The sequence below is a fragment of the Mycobacterium sp. E3198 genome (assembly GCF_001667015.1).
GTDB lineage: Bacteria > Actinomycetota > Actinomycetes > Mycobacteriales > Mycobacteriaceae > Mycobacterium.
Window position 1 is genome coordinate 1 of record NZ_LZIS01000174.1, and the last position, 20,130, is coordinate 20,130.

The 20,130-nt window shown below is 67.6% G+C and carries 25 protein-coding genes; 11 read left to right on the forward strand and 14 right to left on the reverse strand.

Going from position 1 to position 20,130, the window contains the following annotated elements; all coding sequences use genetic code 11:
- On the forward strand, positions 1-231 hold a 231-nt coding region (locus A5673_RS18910; protein WP_156748377.1), incomplete at its 5' end, for an FCD domain-containing protein.
- On the opposite strand, the gene A5673_RS18915 is transcribed toward A5673_RS18910, so the two are convergent.
- Positions 228-1,166 carry a GlxA family transcriptional regulator gene (locus A5673_RS18915; protein WP_068235702.1) on the reverse strand — a complete coding sequence of 313 codons (939 nt, stop codon included), beginning with the start codon at positions 1,164-1,166 and terminating at the stop codon, positions 228-230. The genes A5673_RS18910 and A5673_RS18915 overlap by 4 nt on opposite strands.
- Positions 1,167-1,240: 74 nt before the next feature.
- Between A5673_RS18915 and A5673_RS18920 the strand changes: the two genes are divergently transcribed.
- From A5673_RS18920 to A5673_RS18930, 3 genes are all read left to right on the forward strand, one after another.
- On the forward strand, positions 1,241-1,897 hold the full coding sequence (locus A5673_RS18920; protein WP_068235705.1) for a DJ-1/PfpI family protein: 657 nt from the start codon (positions 1,241-1,243) through the stop codon (positions 1,895-1,897).
- Positions 1,898-2,224, forward strand: coding sequence for a hypothetical protein (locus A5673_RS18925; RefSeq protein ID WP_068235707.1), 327 nt, complete (start codon positions 1,898-1,900; stop codon positions 2,222-2,224).
- Between the two features lie 83 nt (positions 2,225-2,307).
- Entirely contained in the window at positions 2,308-2,670 is a 363-nt protein-coding gene (locus A5673_RS18930) for a hypothetical protein (protein WP_068235710.1), read from the forward strand.
- Positions 2,671-2,688: 18 nt separating this feature from the next.
- Here the strand turns inward: A5673_RS18930 and A5673_RS18935 are convergent, their stop codons facing one another.
- The 3 genes from A5673_RS18935 to A5673_RS18945 form a co-directional block, all read right to left on the reverse strand.
- Positions 2,689-3,552 (reverse strand): SDR family NAD(P)-dependent oxidoreductase, encoded by an 864-nt coding sequence (locus tag A5673_RS18935; protein ID WP_068235711.1) that lies wholly within the window; start codon positions 3,550-3,552, stop codon positions 2,689-2,691.
- Positions 3,552-4,304: an SDR family NAD(P)-dependent oxidoreductase gene (locus A5673_RS18940; protein ID WP_068235718.1), complete on the reverse strand. Its 753-nt coding sequence runs from the start codon at positions 4,302-4,304 to the stop codon at positions 3,552-3,554. The genes A5673_RS18935 and A5673_RS18940 overlap by 1 nt, the downstream gene beginning before the upstream one ends.
- 80 nt (positions 4,305-4,384) lie before the next feature.
- Positions 4,385-5,014, reverse strand: a complete 630-nt coding sequence (locus A5673_RS18945; RefSeq protein WP_068235757.1) for a TetR/AcrR family transcriptional regulator — start codon at positions 5,012-5,014, stop codon at positions 4,385-4,387.
- Between the two features lie 68 nt (positions 5,015-5,082).
- On the opposite strand from A5673_RS18945, the gene A5673_RS18950 reads away from it, so the two are divergent.
- Positions 5,083-5,646, forward strand: coding sequence for a nuclear transport factor 2 family protein (locus A5673_RS18950; RefSeq protein WP_068235721.1), 564 nt, complete (start codon positions 5,083-5,085; stop codon positions 5,644-5,646).
- Between the two features lie 10 nt (positions 5,647-5,656).
- On the opposite strand, the gene A5673_RS18955 is transcribed toward A5673_RS18950, so the two are convergent.
- On the reverse strand, positions 5,657-6,427 hold the full coding sequence (locus tag A5673_RS18955) for an SDR family NAD(P)-dependent oxidoreductase (RefSeq protein ID WP_068235723.1): 771 nt from the start codon (positions 6,425-6,427) through the stop codon (positions 5,657-5,659).
- A gap of 45 nt (positions 6,428-6,472) precedes the next feature.
- On the opposite strand from A5673_RS18955, the gene A5673_RS18960 reads away from it, so the two are divergent.
- Positions 6,473-7,702 (forward strand): cytochrome P450, encoded by a 1,230-nt coding sequence (locus A5673_RS18960; protein ID WP_068235725.1) that lies wholly within the window; start codon positions 6,473-6,475, stop codon positions 7,700-7,702.
- On the opposite strand, the gene A5673_RS18965 is transcribed toward A5673_RS18960, so the two are convergent.
- From A5673_RS18965 to A5673_RS18990, 6 genes are read right to left on the reverse strand one after another with little or no spacing between them, the layout of a single operon-like run.
- Positions 7,692-9,230: a class I adenylate-forming enzyme family protein gene (locus A5673_RS18965; RefSeq protein WP_068235727.1), complete on the reverse strand. Its 1,539-nt coding sequence runs from the start codon at positions 9,228-9,230 to the stop codon at positions 7,692-7,694. The genes A5673_RS18960 and A5673_RS18965 overlap by 11 nt on opposite strands.
- The gene (locus A5673_RS18970) at positions 9,223-10,764 is read right to left on the reverse strand and encodes a class I adenylate-forming enzyme family protein (RefSeq protein ID WP_068235730.1); all 1,542 of its coding nucleotides are present in this window, start codon (positions 10,762-10,764) and stop codon (positions 9,223-9,225) included. The genes A5673_RS18965 and A5673_RS18970 overlap by 8 nt, the downstream gene beginning before the upstream one ends.
- The gene (locus A5673_RS18975) at positions 10,754-12,223 is read right to left on the reverse strand and encodes a class I adenylate-forming enzyme family protein (protein ID WP_068235733.1); all 1,470 of its coding nucleotides are present in this window, start codon (positions 12,221-12,223) and stop codon (positions 10,754-10,756) included. Before A5673_RS18975 ends, A5673_RS18970 begins: the two co-directional genes overlap by 11 nt.
- The gene (locus A5673_RS18980) at positions 12,223-13,023 is read right to left on the reverse strand and encodes an enoyl-CoA hydratase/isomerase family protein (RefSeq protein ID WP_068235735.1); all 801 of its coding nucleotides are present in this window, start codon (positions 13,021-13,023) and stop codon (positions 12,223-12,225) included. The genes A5673_RS18975 and A5673_RS18980 overlap by 1 nt, the downstream gene beginning before the upstream one ends.
- A complete protein-coding gene (locus A5673_RS18985; RefSeq protein WP_068235737.1) occupies positions 13,014-13,826 on the reverse strand; it encodes an enoyl-CoA hydratase/isomerase family protein in 813 nt (270 codons plus the stop codon). Before A5673_RS18985 ends, A5673_RS18980 begins: the two co-directional genes overlap by 10 nt.
- On the reverse strand, positions 13,823-14,644 hold the full coding sequence (locus A5673_RS18990; RefSeq protein ID WP_068235740.1) for an enoyl-CoA hydratase/isomerase family protein: 822 nt from the start codon (positions 14,642-14,644) through the stop codon (positions 13,823-13,825). Before A5673_RS18990 ends, A5673_RS18985 begins: the two co-directional genes overlap by 4 nt.
- A gap of 129 nt (positions 14,645-14,773) precedes the next feature.
- On the opposite strand from A5673_RS18990, the gene A5673_RS18995 reads away from it, so the two are divergent.
- Both A5673_RS18995 and A5673_RS19000 read left to right on the forward strand, forming a co-directional pair.
- Positions 14,774-15,430 carry a hypothetical protein gene (locus A5673_RS18995; protein WP_068235761.1) on the forward strand — a complete coding sequence of 219 codons (657 nt, stop codon included), beginning with the start codon at positions 14,774-14,776 and terminating at the stop codon, positions 15,428-15,430.
- Positions 15,427-16,311, forward strand: coding sequence for an enoyl-CoA hydratase/isomerase family protein (locus tag A5673_RS19000; RefSeq protein ID WP_068235743.1), 885 nt, complete (start codon positions 15,427-15,429; stop codon positions 16,309-16,311). The genes A5673_RS18995 and A5673_RS19000 overlap by 4 nt, the downstream gene beginning before the upstream one ends.
- Positions 16,312-16,329: 18 nt before the next feature.
- Here the strand turns inward: A5673_RS19000 and A5673_RS19005 are convergent, their stop codons facing one another.
- The gene (locus tag A5673_RS19005) at positions 16,330-17,094 is read right to left on the reverse strand and encodes a TetR/AcrR family transcriptional regulator (protein WP_068235745.1); all 765 of its coding nucleotides are present in this window, start codon (positions 17,092-17,094) and stop codon (positions 16,330-16,332) included.
- Positions 17,095-17,222: 128 nt separating this feature from the next.
- Here A5673_RS19005 and A5673_RS19010 point away from each other — a divergent pair, with 128 nt between their 5' ends.
- Both A5673_RS19010 and A5673_RS19015 read left to right on the forward strand, forming a co-directional pair.
- Positions 17,223-18,020, forward strand: coding sequence for an SDR family NAD(P)-dependent oxidoreductase (locus A5673_RS19010; protein WP_068235749.1), 798 nt, complete (start codon positions 17,223-17,225; stop codon positions 18,018-18,020).
- Between the two features lie 34 nt (positions 18,021-18,054).
- Entirely contained in the window at positions 18,055-19,071 is a 1,017-nt protein-coding gene (locus A5673_RS19015; RefSeq protein ID WP_068235752.1) for a dihydrodipicolinate synthase family protein, read from the forward strand.
- A 62-nt stretch (positions 19,072-19,133) separates the two neighbouring features.
- On the opposite strand, the gene A5673_RS19020 is transcribed toward A5673_RS19015, so the two are convergent.
- Both A5673_RS19020 and A5673_RS19025 read right to left on the reverse strand, forming a co-directional pair.
- Positions 19,134-19,373, reverse strand: coding sequence for a general stress protein CsbD (locus tag A5673_RS19020; protein ID WP_068235754.1), 240 nt, complete (start codon positions 19,371-19,373; stop codon positions 19,134-19,136).
- Positions 19,374-19,468: 95 nt separating this feature from the next.
- The gene (locus tag A5673_RS19025) at positions 19,469-19,684 is read right to left on the reverse strand and encodes a hypothetical protein (protein ID WP_156748379.1); all 216 of its coding nucleotides are present in this window, start codon (positions 19,682-19,684) and stop codon (positions 19,469-19,471) included.
- A 62-nt stretch (positions 19,685-19,746) separates the two neighbouring features.
- On the opposite strand from A5673_RS19025, the gene A5673_RS19030 reads away from it, so the two are divergent.
- The gene (locus A5673_RS19030) at positions 19,747-20,019 is read left to right on the forward strand and encodes a GlsB/YeaQ/YmgE family stress response membrane protein (RefSeq protein ID WP_068235764.1); all 273 of its coding nucleotides are present in this window, start codon (positions 19,747-19,749) and stop codon (positions 20,017-20,019) included.
- The last annotated feature ends 111 nt before the right edge of the window (positions 20,020-20,130 follow it).

Consider the following 20,130-nt stretch of genomic DNA (forward strand, 5'->3'; position numbering starts at 1 on the left):
CTCGCGCAGCTGATGTCGCAGATCACCCGCTACGCACCGGAATCGGTGTTTCCCAGCATCGAAGGCTGGCCGGAACAGTCGATGAAGGATCATCGGCGCATCCTGTCCGCGCTCAAAAAGCACGACGAACAGCTCGCGCGCGCGGCGATGTCGCAGCACCTCGCCGCCGGCGCGGTGCCGTTGATCGAGCACCTCACCGCGCGGGGGGTCGTGCTCGAGGACGAGCGCTAGTCGTCGCGAAACGTCTGCCGATAGCTTTGCGGCGACACTCCTGCCACTCGACGAAAGTGTTCACGGAAATTCGTCGCCGATGTGAAACCCACGTGGCGCGAGATGGTTTCGATGCCTTCGCAGGTCCGCTGCAGTAGCTGTTGCGCGTGTTTGACTCGAACGCTGTTGACCCACTGCATCGGCGTCTGACCCGTCTCGCGCTTGAAGCGGCGATTGAGCGTCCGCTCGCTGCTGGACGCTTTCAGCGCGATGTCACGAAGGGTCAGCGGCCGGTGCGCATTGTTCTCGATCCAGACCAGGAGGCCGTCGAGTTCGGTGCTGGACCTGCGGCGGTTGCGGATGATGAATTGCGCCTGGCCGCCGCTGCGGTGCAGCGGGGTGACCGCGAGGCGGGCGGCGTCGGCGGCCGCGGCGGCGCCGTAGTCCCGGGCGACCATGTGCAGGCACAGGTCCAGGCCCGCGGACGCCCCCGCCGAGGTCAGAACCTGGCCCTCGTCGATGTACAGCGCGTCCGCATCGAGGGTGACGTCGGGATAGCTGGCCGAAAACAATTCGGCCGCCAGCCAGTGCGTGGTCGCGCGTTTGCCGTCGAGGATCCCGGCGGCGGCCACGGTGAACGCGCCGCTGCAGATGGAGGCGATGCGGATTCCCTTGCAGTAAGCCGCCTTCAAGGCCGAGATGACGTCGTCGCGAACGGGGGCCGCGGCGTCGTTGCGGCCCGGCACGACGACGGTGTCGGCGTTGGCGAGTTCATCGAGGCCGAAGTCCGTCGCGATCCCGATGGGTCCCGCCGCGACGACGGGTTCACAGCCACACACGCGAACCCGATAACCCGGCGACCCGCTCTCGAGCCAAACCCGGCCGAACACCTCGATCGCGATGGCGAGGTCGAACGCGATCGCATCGGGTTCGGCCAGGATCGCGACGGAATGCATGGTTGGCAATATACCGGCGGAACATGGCAATCCTGCCACTGGTCTTGGGCCGGGCGACGGGCGAGCATAGCCGGATGCATGCGCAAATCGTGTTGTACGACGGCTTCGATCCGCTCGACGCCATCGGGCCGTTCGAAGTCCTTGCCGCGGGCAGCGGGATGGTCGCGGGCGACCTCGCGGTGACACTGGTGACGGCGGAAGGCCCGCGCAGCGTGGTCAGCGGTACCCGCGGTCTCGCGCTGACCGCCACCGCCGCGCTCGATCCGTCCGAGCCGGGGTGCGTGATCGTGCCCGGGGCCAGCGGGCCGACCGTCGGTGACCCCGACGCGGGCATCGAGACCATCCCGGTGCTGTTGGCGCGCGCGGCCCAGACCGAGCTAACCCCGCTGCTGCACAAAGCATTTGCCAATCCGGATGTGACGGTCGCTGCCGTGTGCGGCGGCTCCATCGTGCTGGCGATGTCGGGACTGATCGAGGGCCGTCACGCGGTGACGCATCATTTGGGGCTGGAGCTGCTCGAGGCGGCGGGCGCGCATCCGGTGGCGGCCCGCGTCGTCGACGATGGGGACCTGGTCACCGCCGGTGGGGTGACATCGGGGTTGGACCTGGGCCTGCATCTGCTGGAACGCTGCTACGGCCCCCGAATCGCCCACGCCGTCGAGAAACTCCTCGAATACGAGCGACGGGGGACGGTCTGGCGACCCGTGGGCCGCGAACCGGCGGAGGTATAGATGGGCATCGAGGGCGACTGGGACGTGAGCATCAAGACCCCGATCGGCACGCTGGCGGTGGTGTACACATTCCGGCAACTGCGCGACGGGGACGGTGGGCTCGCGGGCACGGCGACCTACAAGGACGAAACGGTTGCGCTGCAGGACTTTACGAGCGCGACGGTCGCGGACGGCACTCGTCTCACCTGGCGGCAATCGGTGCGCAAACCCATCCGGCTGAACCTGGACTTTGACGTCGTGGTCAAGGGTGACGCCATGAGCGGACACTCCCGCGCGGGCCGCTTGCCGCGATCGGCGGTATCCGGAACTCGGCGGCGGCCGTCGTAGCGCCGACCGCCCTCTCTTGTTGCTGAAAGCCGTCTGGGCATAGGCTGCCGTGTCAGGGGGGCAACAACTTAGAGCGAGGAAAAGTGCCCCGAACGATTTGCGCATCGGCGGTGTTCGTCGCTTCCGCGGTGGCGGTCGCCCTCGCGCCGCCGGCGGTCGCCGACATGCTCGATCCGATCCCCGGCAACGGCGTCTTTGTCGTCGGGGTCGACATCGCGCCGGGCCTGTACCACACGGGCGGCTCCGGGTCGGCCTTCGGCGTCTGGATCAACAACGTGCCGACCCAGGACTCGATGTGTTCGTGGTTCACGTACAGCACGCCCGACGCGAACAAGGACCATGTACTGCAGACGAACACCTCTATCGGACCGATGTTCGCGAACATCAACACGTCCGTCAAGGCCTTCGAATCGCAGAACTGTCAGCCCTGGACGCGGGTTCCCTGAGGCTGTCGCGGGGCGTTATCACCGCATCACATAGGGGAACTGGCGGTGGGGGTACACACCGTGCAGGTCGCGGCACGACGGCGGATGGCGGTCTCCGTCGTCCTTGATTTTGTACTTGGCGGCCAGCTCCGCGCCGATCATCGTCTGGCCGCTGAGTTGCCCGAGTCCCGCGTCCTCGTAAAGCCGCGCAATGACATGCCCCGTCAGCTCTGGGGTCTCGGCCGTCTCGAGAATGTGTCCCAGTTTCTCCGGATTCCTTGCGACGATGTCCCGCACGCGCTGAGTCAGCAACGAGCCCATCCACATCGACACGGCCGCGATTCCGGTGCCTTCCAGGTCCACCGCCATGTCCGCGGCCATCTTGTCCACGCCCGCCTTCGGCACGCCGTATGCGAAACCGAACGCATAATGCACCGCTCCCGAGGCGGAGGTGAAGACCACCAGGCCCTTGCCCTGCGGCACCATCAGCGGCACCGCAAAGACGGTGGCAACGTAGCTGCTCCGTACTCCGACCGCGAGCGTGTCGATGACGTTCAGCGGCTCCTCCCAGAACTTGGTGCGCCCCATCATCTCGTCCCGGATGATCGCCGCGTTGTTGACCAGCACGTCGATCCTGCCCTGCTCTCGGCCGACCCGCTCGAACAGGTCCCGAACCTGTTCGTCATCCGAGTGATCGACACGGATCGCAATGCCCCGGCCGCCCAGCGCGTCCACTTGCTCGGCGGTTTCCCGGATGGAACCGGAAAGCGCGGACCCGCCTGGCCTTTCGGTGCGGCCGGTGACGTACACCGTGTATCCGTGGGCGCCGAGCACGCGCGCAATGCCCGCGCCGGCACCTCTGCTCGCGCCTGTGACGACCGCGATCGGGCTTCTGTTCGCCATTACAAGACAGCGCCGCCGTTGACGCCGACGACCTGGCCGGTGACGTAGCCCGACGACTCCGAACAGAGGAAGGCACACAGCGCGGCGACGTCGTCGCATGTTCCGAGCCTCGCCGCGGGAATGGCCTTCGCCAAAACCTCTGCGGGAGGCAGCTTCTTGGCGAGCTGCTGCTCGCGCAGCATCGGGCTATCGATCACGAAGGGCGGGATGGTGTTGATCGTGATTCCCCGCGACGCGTACTCCCGCGCCACCGTCTTGGTCAGCGCGATGACACCGCCTTTGGAAGCCGAATAGTGGCCCTGGCCTACCGCGCCCTGCTGACCGGCGGCCGACGAGATGGTCACGATGCTGCCCCATTCGGTCGCGGCCATGTCGGACAGCGCCGCCTGCAGGCAAAGGAACGTACCGGTCAGGTTCACCGCCAGGTATCGGTTCCATTCGTCGAGCGTGATCTTGCCGAACGGGGTGAAGCTGGCGATGGCGGCGCTCGTCACCAGGATTTCCACCGGGCCGAGCGCATTTCGCACCGTCGCGAAGGCTCGCTCGACGGCATGCGGATCCGAGACGTCGACCTGGACGCCGAGGGCACGGGCGCCCTCCGCGCGTAGTTCAGAAGCCACTTTGTCCGCGGCGTCGCCGTTGAGGTCGAGGACGGCGACGCTGTGCCCGCACCCGGCGAGGTGCGCCGCGATCCCCTGCCCGAGCCCCGAGCCGCCGCCGGTGACCACCGCTACCCGATTCGTCGCCGCCACGACGGCCTCCCTGCTATACGTTCGTATTGCATCCGCTCCATACGACTGTATAGCACCGGTCGCGACGAAGGCATCACCGGTCACTTGCGGGGGCGCGACCGCCTCCGCCTGCGGCGCGCCGATCGCGTTTCGAAGGTATCGAGATATTTTTCGATCGCGTTGACCACCTCGTCGTGCGCGGTATGGACTCCGACGCCCTCCTCGAGGTTCAGGAACTTCGGGATGCCGGTCACCAGGAGCGCGACCGCGCTCAACGACAGCTCGCCGTCCAGACGCGCTCCCTTGCCGAACTTGCGCGCCAGCGCCTCGACTTCGACCTTCCGCACTCTGGTCGTGACGTCGGCGATCGCGGAACGGATCGACTTGCGATGGTTTCCGAGCGCCAGGAACTCGGTCATGAGGGCGCCGGTAGCCTCGTCCCAACTGAAGTCCCACAGCGCGTGCAACGGATCATCGGACCGCGCTTCCAGCGCCTTGGCCAGCACCGCGAGGTTGCGTTCGGAATAGCGTTGGATCGCCGCCAAGAATATCTCGTCGAGGGACGGGAAATAGTACTGCACCAGGCTCGGAGTCACTCCCGCCTTGGCGGCCAACGCGCGGTAGCTCACGCCGGCGTAACCCTCCTCGAGCATCATCTTCTCGACACAATCAAGGAGCGCGTCTCGGGTCTTGGACGTTTCCGCGCCCACGCGCCGGGGTGCTGTTGCCATGGCCACCTCCTTCGGTGAGAACCATTTTCGCACTCGCCATCCGCTGTACATCCGTATAGTCTCACAACATGACCGCTGAGACCGAGCTCCGCCTGTTGCGGCGCGACGTCCAGTACTTGCTCGATCGCACCGCCATCCTCGATTGCATCGCGCGCCATGCGCGGGGGTGCGATCGCCACGACATCGACCTCATCGGCGCGGCCTACCACGAAGACGGCATGGACGAGCACGGCTTCGCTGTCAATCCGGGGGCCGGCTACGCGGAGTGGGCCAACAAGGCTCACGCCGAGACCTCGATCGTGCATACCCACAACATCACCACGCACTCGTGCGAGATCGATGGCGACACGGCGCACGCCGAAAGCTACGTCATCGTGGTCCTCATCGGCCGCGATGGCGGCAGCGCGCAGTTCATCACGGGGCGCTACCTGGATCGCTTGGAACGCCGCGACGGTCAGTGGCGGATCGTGGTTCGGCGGGCAACCGTGGAGGGCATGTTCCTGGCCGACGCGCGCGTGCTGCAGTCGGGGTTCTTCAAGGAACAGGGTTACCTCGTCGGCACCCGTGATCGCCACGACCTGTCCTACCAGCGGCCGTTGACGATGGAGACGCCTGGGCCGGCCCGCTGGTGACCCGAGGGATTCAGACTCCCGCCGGCCCAGGCGCACCGTGCATGTACAGCGTCTGGCCCGAACAGAAGCTCGACGCATCGGAAGCCAAAAACAGCACGCCGTAGCCGATTTCGTCCGGGTCGCCGAGGCGCCCCAACCCGTTGGTCATCGCGACCGCCTCGGGGTCGAGTCCGTGGCGGGCGGCGTCGTCGGTCAGGGTGGCCGCGCGCACCGCCCCCACGGCGATCGCATTGACGCGGATGCCCCTGCGTGCCCACGCGGCCGCCATCGAGCCGGTCAAGTTGTTGACCGCCGCCTTGGCCGCGGCGTAGGGCGCGGCCTGTGGCATGGCCAGCAGGCTCGCCCCCGAGGAGATGTTCACGATGGCGCCCTTGCCCTGCTCCCGCATCGGCTTGGCCGCCGCGCGCGAGAGATGCCAGACCGCACCGAAGTTGAGGGCGACGGTGTGGTCGAAGTCGTCGTCGGGCCATTTCAAGATGGACTTCGTCTCCGCACCACCGGCGCAGTTCACGAGGATGTCGATGCGACCGAATTCCCGAAGGGTCGCCTCGACGAGCTCCCGGCAGGCCCGGGCTTCGGTCACATCGGTGGGAACCGCCAATGCCCGCCGCTCCCGCGCTCGCACCTCGCCGGCGGTGGACTCGAGGGGGCCGGGCCTTCGGCCGGCGAGCACGATATCGGCCCCGTAATCGGCGAGAACCAGTGCCGAGCCCCGCCCGATTCCCGTGCCGCCGCCCGTGATCACCGCTACGCGCCCGTCCAGGCGGAACCGATCGCTCACGAGACTTTGCCTCCCTCCACAACGCGCTATACGGCTGTACAGCAAATGCTATATGGTCGTACAGTAGCGGATGGAGGAGGCGCGTTGGAAGCGGACCTTTACTACGACCCGTGGGATGTCGAGATCGATCTCGACCCGTACCCGGTTTACCGACGGCTGCGTGACGAGGCCCCCCTGTACTACAACGAGCGCCACGATTTTTGGGGAGTGAGCCGCTACGCCGATGTCGAGGCAGCCCTGAGAGATCCGAGCGGGTTGAGTTCGGCGAAGGGGGACATTTTGGAGGTGGTGAAGGCCGATCCCGTGATGCCGCCCGGCGTTTTCATCAACGAGGACCCGCCATTGCACACGATCCATCGCGCGTTGGTGTCGCGGGCTTTCACGCCTAAAAAGATGCGGGCGCTCGAGGGCAAGGTGCGCGGGTTCTGCTCGGCTTGCCTGGATCCCCTGGTCGCCGAAGGAAGCTTCGATTTCGTCCTCGATCTGGGGCGGGAACTCCCGATGCGGACGATCGGAATGCTCGCCGGCATCCCGGATTCCGAGCAGCCCTCGGTGCGCGCCCAGGCGCATCGCGTCCTGCGCAATGAGCCCGGCAAGCCGCTCCCGGTGGACAAGGATCACTACTTCGACGGAGACATGTTCACCGAATACGTCTCGTGGCGGGAGAAGAATCCATCCGACGACCTGGTCACGGAGCTGCTCAACGTCGAGTTCGAAGATGAGACCGGGATGACGCGGCGGCTGACCAATTCGGAACTGTTGATCTTCCTGGCGGTCGTCGCGGGCGCCGGCGTGGAGACCACGGGCCGATTGTTCGGATGGATGGGCAAGGTGCTGGCCGAACATCCCGACCAGCGCAAGGAACTCGTCAACGATCCCGCTCTCATCCCGGGCGCCATCGAAGAACTGCTCCGCTTCGAGCCACCCGGTCCGCACGTCGCGAGGTACGTCGCTACCGGGGATGTGCGCTTTCAGGGCCGGACACTCCCCACTGGGAGCGCACTGCTCGTCATGCTTGCGTCGGCCAATCGCGACGAGCGCCACTTCGAGGGTCCCGAGCGCTTTGATATCCACCGGAAGCCGGGCGGGCACCTGACTTTCGGCCGCGGTGCTCACTTCTGTGTGGGCGCACCTTTGGCGCGACTGGAGGGCCGGGTGGCCCTGGAGGAGGTGCTCAAGCGGTTCCCGGAGTGGCAGGTTGACCTCGGCAATGCGCGGCGGTCACGCACGTCCACCGTGCGAGGCTGGGACTCCATGCCGGCGGTCACCGTCTGACGTCGGACGACGCCCGCGTCAGCATCTCGCGCAGGCGACGGAGGTCGACCTTCCCGGTGGCGCCGCGGGGAACGTCGTCGTCGGATTCCAGCACTAACCAGACCGTCGGGACCTTGAAGGCGCTCAGCAATTCTCGGGCCGACCCGTGCAGTCGGTCCGATGTCAACTCGCCCTCGCACACCACCGCCGCCCCGACCCGCTCTCCTTGTGCGCCGGGCACATTGGTGACGTGGGCGTTCTGGACGCCATCGATGGCGCGCAGCGCGCGCTCCACCTCGGTGGGGTAGACGGTCGCGCCGCTGACCTTGAACATGTCGTCGGACCGGCCGTGGTAGAACAAAAAGCCGTCCTCGTCGAGCCGGCCGAGGTCGCCGGTGGGATAGAAGCCGTCGGGCGTGAACAGCTCCTCCCGGCTGCGACGGCAGATGCCGCGCAGCGTGTGTGGCCCCCGGATCTGGATCTCCCCGACGGATCCCGGCGGCACCGGCTGGTGGTCGGTATCGACGACGCGGACCTCCATGCCGGGGAACGGTATCCCGCAGCTGCCCCACGCCGACGGCGGCATGTCGGTGTCGGCGGCGTACCCGCAGTACGGCCCGAATGCCTCCGTCATCCCGAACAGGGTGGCCCGGGCGCCGGGCCGGGCCCGCCGCTCGGGCGGCAGGAGGGCCTCCAGGCTGCCCGGGCACAACGCCGACAGGTCGGCGCCGACCGCGTCGGCGTGGCGCGCCAGCGCCTCGGCCTGATCGGGCCAGCCGCGAAACAGCGTGACGCGCTCGTCCTCTAGCAGCCGCAGGGTGGCCTCGGGCCGCGGTATCTCCTCGGTGACCAGCGTGGCGCCGGCCAGCAGCGCGGACAGGATCCCGCTGCCGTAGCCGCCCACCCAGAAGAACGGCATCGGCAGGTACAGGCGGGTGTCGGGCGTGATGCAGCGCGCCGCGAGGCCCGACCGCACCGCGCCCAATGCGCTCCCGTGCGAGTGGATGACCCCCTTGGGCGTTCCGCTGCTGCCCGAGGTGAACATGATGACCAACGGGTCTGCGGGCGTGACCGTCTCGGCCATGGCGTCGACGATTCGGCGGGCGCCCTCGCCGGCGATGGCGCGCTCCAACCGGTCGGCCGGCCACACGTGGCGCAGGGCGGGCAGGTCGGGTGGCGGCACGGATTGCACGTCATCCAGGTAGCGATGGCCGCGGAACTCCTCGACGCTCACCAGGAATTGCACCGACGCCGTGCGCAGCTGTGCCGCGAGCTCGCCGGCGCGCAGCAGGGTGCTCAACGGAACCAGCACGGCGCCGATGCGGGCCAGCGCGATCGCCACCTGCACCCAGCGGGCGCTATTGGGCACGATCAGCCCGACGCGGGTGCCCTTGCCGACGCCGGCCTCGACGAATACGGCGGCTAAATCCCTTGTGGTGGTGTCGAGTTCGTGATAGCTCATGCGGGCCGCCGGGTCGATCACCGCCGGCTTGGCGCCATGTTGCGCGGCCCGTGAACGAACCAGTTCGGCGATGGTGCCCTCAGGCATCGAACAACTTCCGCAGTCGCTGCAGGTCGAGCTTTCCGCTGGACAGCAACGGTATCTCGGCGGGAGGCACGGCGAGGAACCGCCGGGGAATCTTATACGCCGACAACGTCTCCCGGAGCTGTTCGCGCACCGCGGCCTCGTCGAAGTCCGCCCGGACGACGACGGCGGCAACCACCTCTCCCCGTTTGGTGTCCGGAATGCCCACGACATGAGCGTCCGCCCCGGTAACCCTCGTGATCGCCTTCTCCACCTCCGCGGCCGAGACGTTGGCCCCCGCCGTCTTGATCATCCCGCTGAGCCTGCCGACGAAATAGAAGAACCCGTCGGCGTCGGCGCGCACCAGATCGCCGGTGTGAAACCAGCCGTCAGCGTCGAAGCACTCCTCGCGGCTGCGTTTGTAGTACCCCTGCATCACATACGGCCCGCGGATGCACAGCTCGCCGACGCCCGATGCATCCGGGTCCAGGATCATGGTGTCGAATCCCGGCGCCGGCTTACCGAAGGACCCGCGGCGGCTCTCGGGTTGGTCGGCTTCGTCGCCGCTGATCAACACGACGCTGCCGGCTTCGGTCAGCCCCAGCATGTTGTGCCGCAGCTCCGGGTCGGCCGGTCGCGCGGCGGGCGCCATGATCGGGTACAGGTTGCCCCGGCGCATCGACGACAGGTCACGCCCGGGGAAGCTCGGGTGCTCCGCCAGGTGAGCGATGCCGGCGGCGAAACCGTTCGTCACGGTGGGCTTTTCGCGTTCCAGCAGGTCGAGCGTCCGACCCGCGTCCGTGGCGTTCGAGCACACCAGCGTCGATCCCGCGACCAACGTGGCGAGCAGGCCGAACGCGAAACCGCCGATCCAGAAGAACGGTGAATTGCAGAAGAGCTTTTCGGACGCGGTCAGGCCGCGGACCTTGTTGAGGTTGCGCTGATGTGCAAGCAGGCCGGCGTGCGTGTGCACCACGCCCTTCGGGCTGCTGGTGGAGCCGGACGTGTACACGATGGCCAGCGGGTCGCAGCCGTCGACGTCGTCCTCCATCGCCACCAGCAGGGCGGGGTCGACGTCCCGTGCGGGCCGGCATGCCCGTGCTGGATCGACGAGGACGTGGCGCAGTTGCGGCGTGGCGGTGACGAACAGCCGGTCGTCGCCGTCCAGCTCGGCGTGCGACAACACCTCGGCCAGTCGCCGGACGTAGTCGTGGGAGCGGAACGACGGCGTGGCCAACAGGATTTCGGTGTCGCTGTCGACCAGCTGCTCGCGCAATTCGCGGGCGGTGGCGAACGTGGAGAACGGGATCACCACCGCGCCGATCCGCGCGGCCGCGAGCATCCCGACGACGAACTCGGCGCCGTTGGGGTAGAGCAGCCCCACGTGAGTGCCCTTGCCTGCCCCGCGGGCGATCAGTCCGCGGGCCAGCTCCGCCGAGCGGCGGTCCGCCTCGGCGTAGCCGATGCGGTCGTCGTCGCAGACCAGCAGCGGGTGGTCGCCGCGCGAGCGGGCCTGTCGCCGCAGGATCTCCGCGACCGTGGCCGGGTCACCGGGCATGATGGCGCTGGGCCGTGACTTCCGAGGAACCGCCGAAGAAGAGCCGGACCGCCGCGAGATCGGGCTTGCCCGAGGGGGTCCGGGGGATGGCGTCGACGATCGCGATCTCGGTGGGGATTTCGTAGCGGGCCAGCCGGTTTCGCAGGTAATCCACCAGCGTGTCGGCATCGGCGGACGCGGCCTCGCGCAGCTGCACCATTGCGACCGGCGTCTCGCCGAGGCGGTGATCGGGCCGCCCGATCACGGCGGCGCCCGCCACCGCGGGGTGGCCCTCCAGCGCGACGCGCACCTCGTCGGGCATCACCTTGAAGCCGCCGCGGATGATCGCCTGGTCGGCCCGCCCGACGATCCAGAGGAAGCCGTCCGCGTCGATGCGCGCCAGATCCGTCGTTCGCATCCAGTTCGCGGCCGGGCCCAGTTGTGCCGGCTTGACCTCCAGCAGGCCGACCCGGTCGGGCCCGAGCGGCGCGCCGTCGTCGTCGACCACCCGAAGCTGTGCGCCGGGGTTGGCGCGGCCGACGCTGCCGCGTTTGGCGTGCCAGTGCTCCCGGTGGTCGGCGAGGGTCCAGCCGGCGACGCCGCCGCCGAATTCCGTTGCGGCGTAGGAGGTGAGCACCGGAATGCCGTACTTGTCGGTGAAGGCGTCGGCGTCGTCGGCCGACAGCGGGGCGGTGCCACACGTGACGGCGCGGATGCCGTCGAGGTCGGCCCGCGTGAGATCGGAGTGCAGCACGGTGCGCAGGGCGGCCGGCACCAGCGACACGGTGCGGGGCCGATGCTTGCGCACCGCCGCGGCCCAGGCCTCGAGCTCGAAGCGTTCCAGCAGCACAAAGGGTCTGGCCTCGGCAACGCACTGCAGGACGCGGAAGACACCGCCGATGTGCACGAGCGGCGAGTTGACGATCGCGACGCCGCGCCGCGGCTCGGTGGGCGCGGGTGCGGCTGCGGGGTCGGGACCCATGACGCTGCGCGCCAGCATGTCGTAGCTCAGGTCAATACGTTTGGGCGGGCCGGTGGTTCCGCTGGTCAGCATCCGCACCGCCACGCCGTTCCGCGCTATGGCCCGCGAGCTCGGGCGGCCCGGCTCGCCTTCCAGCGCGGCCGAAATCGCCAGCTTGGCGGTCCCCGGCGGAACCAGCTTGGCCAGGTCGTCGGCCTCGCCGATGATCAGCGGCAGCCGCAGCGCGGCGATGTCGGCCCGGGTGCGCTCGTCGCCGCGGGCGGGATTGATGGTGACGACGGTGCCGCCGCCCAGCAGCACCCCGAGGAAGGCCGCCACCTGGCCGGGCCGGTTGCGCAGCAGCATCCCGACACAAGCGCTTGCACCGGTGAGGGGCGCGATGCTCCGCGCCGCGTCACCCACCCGCCGCCACGAGACCCATTGGCCCTCATATTCGATCGCGTGGTCGTCGGGACACAGATCGAGGACGTCGGCGATGCGCCGACTCAGCGGATGCATCAGCGGATCTTCGGCTCGCGCGCACCGGCCTCGCCGTGCCGCGCGGCCAGTTCGGCGGTGCCGAGTGGGTTGCCCAGCCGCGTGTAGATGAGCCCCTGCTCCATGGCCGCGCGGTACGGCTTGTCCAGCGATTCCCAGATCGCCTTCACGGTGCCCTGGGTCGCCGACGGGGGCTTGGCGGCGATCGAGGCCGCGATCTCGTGGGCACGGTGCCACAGCCGGTCGGCGGGGACCACCTCCGTCACCAGCCCGATGCGCAGCGCGGTGTCGGCGCTCACCCGTTCGTCGTTGCCCATCAGCGCCATCCGCAAGGTCTCACCCAGCCCGACGCGCCGCATCAGGCCGATGGGCTCCAGCGCGCACACCAGGCCGGCCGAAACGTGCGAGTCGAAAAACGTCGCGTCCTCCGAGCAGATGACCACGTCCGACTCGTTGACGAAGTAGAAGGCCCCCGCGGTGCACATGCCCTGAACCGCGCACACCACCGGCTTCCACATCTTCTGCCACTTCGGGCTGAGCGCCTCACCGGGATCCTCGTGATTCCACACGTTTTCGGGTTGGCCGTACGGCGTCTTGATGTCGAGTCCGGCGCTGAACGCCCGGTCACCGGCCGCCCGCAGCACCACCGCGTGCACCGACTCGTCGAGCTTGACCGCGCGCCAGGCCCGGGCCATCTCGTCGCACATGGTGCGGTTGAACGCGTTGAGCTGCTCGGGCCGGTTGAGCGTGATGGTGGCGACGTGGTCGTCCGCGTCGACGTCGAGGAGGATGGTTTCGAAACGCGGTACGTTCACCGGCATTTCCAATTGGGTTGGCGTTTCTCGACGAAGGCCCGGGGGCCTTCCTGAGCGTCCTCCGTCCGCAGCACGCGCTCGCGGAAGGTTTCGGCGAGTATCTCCGCCTCGTGCAGCGGCACGTTCAGGCCCTTGAGTATGGCCAGACGGGTTCCCCGGACGGCCAGCGGTGCATTGGAATTGACGATGTCGGCGATCTCGCGGGCCCGCTCCAGCAGGCGGTCGTGTTCGACGATTTCGCTGATCAATCCGAGGTCGTAGGCGCGTTGCGCGCTCATTCGTTCGTGCTTGCCCATCAGGGCCATCCGCAGGGCGATCGAGCGGGGCAGCACGCGGGATATCCGCACCAGCTCGCGTCCGGCCACCAGCCCGATGCTGACGTGCGGATCGAAGAAGGTTGCCTGCTCGGAGGCGATCACGATGTCCGTCGTGGTGACCCAATCCATGCCGGCGCCGCAGCACAGCCCGTTGACGGCGGTCAGCACCGGCTTCGCCATCGTGCGGAACGGGGGAGTGCCCTCCTGCGGGGCCTCCCACTGGTCATACGTCGACAGGTACGGCCGCTCGTAGATCACCTTGCCGTCTTCGGGGATCTCTTTGACGTCGGCGCCGGTGCAGAACGCGCGGCCGGTGCCGGTGACGATCAGCAGCCACACCTTGTCGTCGTTCTCGGCCTCCTCGTACGCGGCCCGCAGTTCGGTGATCATGTGCGGGCTGAGCGCGTTGAGGGCCTCCGGGCGGTTCAGCGTGATGGCGGCGGTATGCCCGTCGACTTCGTATTTGATGGTGTCGAACGTCGACATGGTCATCGGCCCTCAAATCTCGGTGCGCGTCGTTGCCGAAACGCTTCCAGCCCCTCTTTGAAATCGCCTGTCCGGCAAGAGAGTTCCAGGTTGAACAGTTCCTGCGTCATGGCTTGGCCCAGCGTCGCGTGTTGGCCGAAGCTCAGCGCCTGCTTGGCCAGCCCGATCGCCGCCGTGGGACCGCCGGCCAGCCGCTCCACCAGCTTCCCGGCGGCCTCGTCCAGTTCGGCCCCGCTCACCGCCTCGTGAATGAGGCCCCAGTCCGCCGCATCCGCCGCGCCCACCTGCTCGCCGAGCAACAGCATCCGCCTGGCCCGGGCCAGACCGACCAGCCGCGGCAGCAGCCACGTGGCTCCCGAATCGGGACTGAAGCCGCGGTCCACGAACGGTTCCCAGAACACCGCGTCGTCGGCGGCGATGGTGAAATCGGCGGCCAGCGCGAGATTGCAGCCGAAGCCCACCGCCCAGCCCCGCACGCTGCAGACGACCGGCAGCTGGACGCTCGTCACGAGTTCGATCACGCGGTGGGCGGCGTGGGGGATCCGGCGCACCAGATCGCCGGCGCGCGGGCGCCGCCCGCCGGGATCGTTGGCGGCCACCCAGTCGGCCCCGGCGCAGAAGTCGTCCCCGGCCCCACCGATGTGAATCGCGCGCAGGGAATCGTCGGCGGCGGCATCGGTCAGCACGTCGATCAGGGCATCGATCATCAAGTAGGTCAACGAGTTACGCCGGGCGGGGCGGTCGAGAGTGATCCGCAAGACCGTGCCGTCCCGGCACGCCGTCACCGAACCGTCGGCGCCGGCCGCATCGGCCTCGTGACTCACCGTGTACCCGGCCTTTCTCCGCCGATACGGTTACCCATACAGTAGGCAATACGATTGATCCGAGGTATAAGTTAGCAAGGAATCGCTAACGACGGAACAACCGGGTGAACCCCGGTGAAAGCGGGCAGCATGGTCGGTGACGCGAAATTCGGGGAGGCGCCGCTTGCCCAGACGGTGGCGGCCGCTGGCGCCATGCGTCGCCTCAGTTCGCTGTTGCTGTCGCTCGAACATCCGCACCCGACCGTGGATGCCATGCTCGCGAAGTTCGCCGAGTGGGAGGGCGAGCTGGCCCCCGTGGCCCCGATGGACAACGCGCCGCGAATCGGTGAGACCCCCGGCGATCCCCGGCGGGTCTACCTCAACCACGCCACCGACATCGGCGCCTACAACCCCTGCTTTCCCGAATACCGGTTCGATCAACTCGACGCCGAGAAAGCCGGCGGGGTGGTGTGCTTCCCGCTCGTCTACGAGGGGCCCCCCGGACTGGTGCACGGCGGTTTTCTGGGCGTCTTCTTCGACTGCGTTATCCAGCACCACAATTGCGTCACCGGTCTTTCCGGCAAGACTCGGTCGCTGTTGGTCAACTTCCGCCGCCCGACGCCGGTGCTCGCGGAGCTGCGTTTCGACATCGACCGGTCGCAGGTCGAGAGGGGCATCGCGTCGACGGCGCGGCTGCTGCTCGGCGACGAGGTGCTCTGCACGGGCGATGTCACCACGTTGGCGTCGCCGCCCGAGAAGCTGACCGGATTCAAATTCGGCAGGCGGCGAAAGGAATCGGACAGATGAGCGCTTCCAACGTTGCGGATGACCGGGTGCTCTTCGACGTCGAACCCGATCGGCGAATCGCGACCATCACCCTGAACAACCCCAAGCAGCGCAATTCCTACGACGCCACGATGCGCGAGGCCATCGCCCGTTGTCTGGATCGCGTGGCCGACGACGACGACCTGACGGTGGTGCTGTTGCGCGGAGCCGAAGGCGTCTTTTCCACGGGCGCGGACATGAACAATGCGTACGGCTGGTACGGCTCGGCCGGCGACGACCAAGCCAAGCGCCGCCCCAGCCAGCGCCGGCGGCTCACCGTGGACCGCAAGTCTTTTGGCTTCTACCACAACCTGATGGGCTTCCCGAAGGTGACCGTCGGCGAGATCGCCGGCTACGCGCTGGGCGGCGGCTTCGAGATGGCGCTGATGACCGACATTTCCGTCATCGCGCGCGACACGAAGATCGGCACGCCGGCGACCCGCTTCCTCGGCCCCGCCCTCGGCAGTCTGCACATGTTCTTCCATCGGCTCGGCCCGGTGCTGGCCCGGCGCCTGCTGTTGACCGGCGACATCGTCGACGCCGCCGAGGTCGAGCACCTCGGAATCTTCACCGACACATGCGATCCTGGCTCGGTGACCGCGCGGGCGCGGTATTGGGCCGAGAAGGCGGCGAAGATGCCCGCCGATGGGGTCGTCATCGCCAAGGAGGCGTTCCGCCTCGTCGAGCAGACGCAGGCCTACAACGGCGAGGAAGTCGCGAGCTATCTGTTTCACGCCTTCGGGACGAACCTGCAATTCGCGCCGGGCGAGTTCAACTTTGTCAAAACCCGCGCACAGCACGGCGCCAAGGAGGCGTTCCGGCTACGGGACGAGCACTTCCACGTGCCGGAGCCCGAAGGGTGACAAGCTGATTCGAAGCGGCTAGCGCGACTTGGCGGTCTTGCGTTGACGCGACGGCCCCGAAGCTTTGGTGCCTTTCTCGATCAGACTGCTGGCGTGGTCGAGGATGCAGTCCAGGCCGAACTCGAAATTGGTCTCGTCGGGCGCCCCGATGCGGTGACCCTGCCCCGTCACTCTGGCGATCAGCGGAGTGGTCGCCGGATCGATGGCCACCGCGTCCTCGATGGCACGTGGTCCGCTGTCGGGCGTCTGGTTCTTTTCGTAGAGCCGGTGCAGCACCACCGAACCGCGGACATGCAGCGAGACCGCGGAGTAGGTGTCGAAGGCGTCCTCGGGCGACAGGCCGGCCTCCACCAGGTTGGCGATCGCGCGCTCCATCTCCTGAGCGCCCACCCGCGCCGCCTTCGGGCTCAGGGCGGCGCGAATCAAAATCAGGTCGCAGAGAATTGGGTTGCCCATGAACGTTTTACGCATCAGGCGCGCATGGTTGCGTAGCGTCTCGCGCCAATCGCTGGCTTCGACATAGGGGGTGGCGAAGACGTACTTGCCCAGGGCGCGGTCGGTCATGGCGTTGAGCAGGTCGTCCTTCTTGCGGAAGTACCAGTAGATACTGGTGACGCCCACGCCGAGGTGTTTGCCCAACAGCGGCATGCTCAGGTTGTCTATCGACACTTGCTCCGCGAGTTCGAATGCGCCACTGATGATGTCGTCGGGATTGATGGACCCGCGTTCGCGTCGTTGACGCTTCTCGGCGGTTGCCTGCTTTGCCACTACGGGCACCTCCATCAGGATCTGGCTGTCGCCACCGGTACAGTGAGTTCTGCTCTGACCTGCGTATATGCGTGCGTGTCGTCGCGTTTTCCGTCTGCTACTGTAATACCTATCGTAGGCTTTTTGGTAAAACGGCTGGATACATGGATCTAGGGCTGGCGAATGCCGCGGCGGTGGTGGTCGGTGGTAGTCGTGGGATGGGGTTGGCGACGGCACGCTGCCTCGCCGACGAAGGGGCCCGGGTCGCGGTGGTCGGCCGCAGCCGCGACGCGCTCGATTCCGCGGCGGCCGACTTGGCCGGACGCGGCAGCCCGGATGCCGTGGGCCTGGTGGCCGACATCGGTGACGCTGCCGCGGTCGACACGGTGTTCGCCGACCTCGCCGCGCGCTGGGACGACGAACTCAACGTGCTCGTCAATACCGTCGGGCCGGGTGCGGCGGGCAGCTTCGAGGATCTGACCGACGAACAGTGGCACCAAGCCGTCGAGGACGGGGTCATGGGCATGGTGCGCTGCGTCCGTTCCGCACTTCCCCTGCTGCGCAAGGCACAATGGGCGCGGATCGTCAACTTCTCGGCGCACTCGACCCAGCGACAAAGCGTCATGCTGCCCGCGTACACCGCCGCCAAGTCCATGCTGACGAGCGTGTCGAAAAACCTGTCCCTGCTGCTGGCCAAGGACGAGATCCTGGTCAACGTGGTATCGCCGGGCAGCATCGCTTCCGAATCCCTGGTCGGCTGGGCGAAGTCCGTCGGGGTCGACGGCAACGACCCGTACGCGCTGATGGACGCGATCGCCGAGCACTTCGGGCATCCCGCGCAGATGCCGCGGGCCGGCCTGCCGGAAGAAATAGGGCCGGTCGCCGCCTTCCTCGCATCGCGGCGCAACTCCTACATGACCGGCGCCAACATCAACGTCGACGGTGGTTCGGACTTCACCTGACCCGAAATCGTTTGCCCGACAGAAGGAGTCGATTGTGGCGACGGCGACCGAGGCGCGCACCTGGGCGCGCAAAGCATTGCGGGGAATCGGCGACTCCCTCTACACGCCGTTCTGCGGCACCGACGGCGACGACATCGACTGGGACGCCTACCGGACGCTGGTGCGCTACTGCGTCGGCGACCTCGGGCACCCGATGTTGTGGTGTACCAGCGGCATCGCCGAGTTTTGGTCGCTGACCCTCGACGAGCGCAAGCGCCTGCTGGAGGTGGCGATCGAGGAGGCGCGCGGCCTGAATCCCGATGTCGTCGTGCAGGCCTGCACCGCGGCGATGTCGGCGAAGGATTGTCTGGAGTTGACGCGCCACGCCCAGGACGTGGGTGCCGACATCGCCTACATCCAAACGCCGATGATGGAGGCCCACGGCGGCGAGGGCGTGTTGAGGTTCTTCTCCTACGTCGCCGCGCGCACCGATATCGCGTTGGGCATGTTCAACTCTCCGTCTTCCGGCTACGTGCTTACCCCGGCGGAAAGCGCACGGATCTACGACGAGGTACCCGCCGTGTGCGCGACGAAGGAGGGCGCCTTCCGGCCGGAGGCGAGCCGGCGGCTGCACGAATTGGCGCCCGACCTCGCGGTCTGGGAATGCGACCGGACCGTGTACCGCGCCGGGTGGCTTCGGGCGGGTATCGTCTGCCCCGCGCAATTGGGCACGGCCGGCTATCTCTTCGAGACCCCGCAACGGCGGCTGTTCTCCGAATACTGGGAGCTGGTACTCAGCGACAAGCTCCTCGAGGCGATGGACTACGGGCGGGAGTCCGGGATGGACCGGTTCGACCTCGACATCGGGTCGTGGTGGACGTGCTACCCGGGGCGGCCGGACTACTTCACCCACTGGGGTGGCGCCTTCAAGTACGCCGCCTCGCTACTGGGATTGCCGATCGGGGACTATCCACATTCGCGGCCTCCGCAAGCCGAGCTGCCGCCCGAGGCGAAGGCCCAGATCGAAAACGCCTACCGGCGGGTCGGTCTCCTCGAAACGGTATTGCAGTAAAACGGATTTCGCAGCGAAGCGGGCCCGGTGGATAACCGGGCCCGCTCGCTAGGCGAAGCCGTCTAGTTCTGCTCGGCCCGCTCACGCTCTTCGTAGGCCTTGGCCTTGCTGCGCGCCTTCTCGGCGGCGGCTTCCTTCTTGCCGGCGCTGCGCTGTGCGTCGGCCTTGTCCTGCTGCGCCTGACCCTCGTTGATCAGGTCATTGCGGCCGATGATGATGCCGATGACCTGCTTGGTCTTACCGAAAACACCTTCGACGATGCCCCGGACAAGTTCGATCGGGCCGCTCTTGGCGTCAACCATTGCATCTCCTCCCGTTGATAAATGGCTTGTTTCCTAGGTTTCCCGATCAGGTGGTCGACGTAAACCTGTGTCATCGTGGCGCACGCCACAGCCCCCTAGTCCGCGGCCACGGCAGGCGTGGCTTCGGGCGGACTCGGCTGTGGCGGTGCGGTTTGGCTACGGCGTCGCAGCCGCAGCACGAGACCGGCGAGAACGCCGAGCAGTGCCGCCCAGAACAGGATCTGCGCGCCCGTCACCGCCAGCTCGGCCCGCAGCGCCACCGCGCGTGCCTGGCGCAGGCGGTGAGCCAGCGCTTTCAATGTCGCTTTCACGAGTCATCGGTAACCCCCGCATCGCCATCCCAAACCCCGTCGCCCGCGGTTACGATCGGGCGGTGCTCACGCTGGGCGTCATCGGCTGGATCGTCATCGGGGGCGTGGCCGGCTGGGTGGGCAGCAAAATCACCGGGACCGACGCGCACATGGGCCTGGTCCTCAACATCGCGGTCGGCGTCATCGGCGGGTTGCTCGGTGGATTCGTCCTGCGCGTCATGGGCGTCAGCGTCGACGGGCGAGGGTTGTTGTTCTCGTTTCTGACGTGTCTGCTGGGGGCGGTGATCCTGCTCGCGATCGTCAAGCTGATCACCGGCCGACGAGCATCCCGCTAGGGGTTGCCGCGGGCGGCTCAGCGCGCCGAAAATCGCTGTTTGGTTGCGGTTCACGCGGGCGTGGCGGCGGTTGTGGAATGCGCTACCGATAGGTATACAGTATGCGTACAA

What these genes read in the sequence shown, in the direction of transcription:
- A5673_RS19000 (WP_068235743.1), top strand. Translation starts at nt 15,427, where the DNA reads ATGAGCGCTTCCAACGTTGCGGATGACCGGGTGCTCTTCGACGTCGAA.
- A5673_RS18915 (WP_068235702.1), bottom strand. Translation starts at nt 1,166, where the DNA reads ATGCATTCCGTCGCGATCCTGGCCGAACCCGATGCGATCGCGTTCGAC.
- A5673_RS18985 (WP_068235737.1), bottom strand. Translation starts at nt 13,826, where the DNA reads ATGACCATGTCGACGTTCGACACCATCAAATACGAAGTCGACGGGCAT.
- A5673_RS19010 (WP_068235749.1), top strand. Translation starts at nt 17,223, where the DNA reads ATGGATCTAGGGCTGGCGAATGCCGCGGCGGTGGTGGTCGGTGGTAGT.
- A5673_RS19005 (WP_068235745.1), bottom strand. Translation starts at nt 17,094, where the DNA reads ATGGAGGTGCCCGTAGTGGCAAAGCAGGCAACCGCCGAGAAGCGTCAA.
- A5673_RS18920 (WP_068235705.1), top strand. Translation starts at nt 1,241, where the DNA reads ATGCATGCGCAAATCGTGTTGTACGACGGCTTCGATCCGCTCGACGCC.
- A5673_RS18925 (WP_068235707.1), top strand. Translation starts at nt 1,898, where the DNA reads ATGGGCATCGAGGGCGACTGGGACGTGAGCATCAAGACCCCGATCGGC.
- A5673_RS18980 (WP_068235735.1), bottom strand. Translation starts at nt 13,023, where the DNA reads ATGCCGGTGAACGTACCGCGTTTCGAAACCATCCTCCTCGACGTCGAC.
- A5673_RS18965 (WP_068235727.1), bottom strand. Translation starts at nt 9,230, where the DNA reads ATGCCTGAGGGCACCATCGCCGAACTGGTTCGTTCACGGGCCGCGCAA.
- A5673_RS18950 (WP_068235721.1), top strand. Translation starts at nt 5,083, where the DNA reads ATGACCGCTGAGACCGAGCTCCGCCTGTTGCGGCGCGACGTCCAGTAC.
- A5673_RS18945 (WP_068235757.1), bottom strand. Translation starts at nt 5,014, where the DNA reads ATGGCAACAGCACCCCGGCGCGTGGGCGCGGAAACGTCCAAGACCCGA.
- A5673_RS18960 (WP_068235725.1), top strand. Translation starts at nt 6,473, where the DNA reads ATGCTATATGGTCGTACAGTAGCGGATGGAGGAGGCGCGTTGGAAGCG.
- A5673_RS18995 (WP_068235761.1), top strand. Translation starts at nt 14,774, where the DNA reads ATGGTCGGTGACGCGAAATTCGGGGAGGCGCCGCTTGCCCAGACGGTG.
- A5673_RS18935 (WP_068235711.1), bottom strand. Translation starts at nt 3,552, where the DNA reads ATGGCGAACAGAAGCCCGATCGCGGTCGTCACAGGCGCGAGCAGAGGT.
- A5673_RS19020 (WP_068235754.1), bottom strand. Translation starts at nt 19,373, where the DNA reads ATGGTTGACGCCAAGAGCGGCCCGATCGAACTTGTCCGGGGCATCGTC.
- A5673_RS18975 (WP_068235733.1), bottom strand. Translation starts at nt 12,223, where the DNA reads ATGCATCCGCTGAGTCGGCGCATCGCCGACGTCCTCGATCTGTGTCCC.
- A5673_RS18970 (WP_068235730.1), bottom strand. Translation starts at nt 10,764, where the DNA reads ATGCCCGGTGACCCGGCCACGGTCGCGGAGATCCTGCGGCGACAGGCC.